The following is an 810-nucleotide window of genomic DNA, read 5'->3' as shown; positions in this document are numbered from 1 at the left end:
GTTTCAGCGATCTCCGGTTTATCAGGTGCGCCTAAAAGCGCAGGCGAAACAATAATGGGCTCGATGGTGTGGAGTAAATCCAATAATTGCCCTTGTAGCACGCTGTCGATGGTGGTGCTGTCAAGCGTCGCAATTAGCGACGCCAGCAGCGTATCTGCCTTTTGGTTTTGCGAATTTGCCATCTGGACCACCAGGCCAGACATATAGCTTTGGCGGTTGAACGCACTGCCACGATCGATTAGCAGGTATTGGAGCGTAAAAAGCCACACATGCTGGTGAATTTGCGATGGGGGCAATATCGCGGCGGATTTTTCAGGGCTTGATGCCTGTGTAGCGTGAACGTCGCGCGAGGTTAAATCGGCGCGGTTTTTTACCTGCCACCAGTCTGGTACGCGCAGAATAGCGGTCAAAAATGGATATTCCTGCGGTGTTAATACGCTAAGCAGCAGCAGGCGCTCAGCTTCCGTTAAATCACGCACCAAAGCCCAGGGGAGCTGGCTATCGGTGTGCCGCTGATAGAGGGCTTTTATCAGCTGTGGCGCAAACTGGTAAATCAGCTTTTCCCAATCGGGACGGAGCGGAGCCAGGTTGTGTTGCGCTAATAGCTGCGCGAAGCGGGCAAACCACGCCAGTGCCAGTCGGTCAGCGATTTCTCCCTGGCGGCCTTTAGGATGCGTTAATAAAAGTGACATCATTTCCCATTGCTGCGAAGGCGCTAACGTCCGAAACAATGCTGCAATGTGGCTGACGGGAAATTGCTCAACGATCCGTCGTAATAGGTGCTCAGGCTGGTGGATATTATCGAGTGCC

The 810-nt window shown here is 53.0% G+C and carries 1 pseudogene; it reads right to left on the bottom strand.

Annotated elements, in window-relative coordinates:
- Window positions 1-695: pseudogene (locus J5224_RS31780) on the bottom strand (hypothetical protein); the annotation flags it as partial.
- Window positions 696-810 lie beyond the last annotated feature (115 nt).

This window comes from Candidatus Symbiopectobacterium sp. NZEC135, assembly GCF_025962695.1.
Note: the sequence above shows the minus strand (reverse complement) of the source record. Positions and strands in the feature narration are given on the sequence as shown.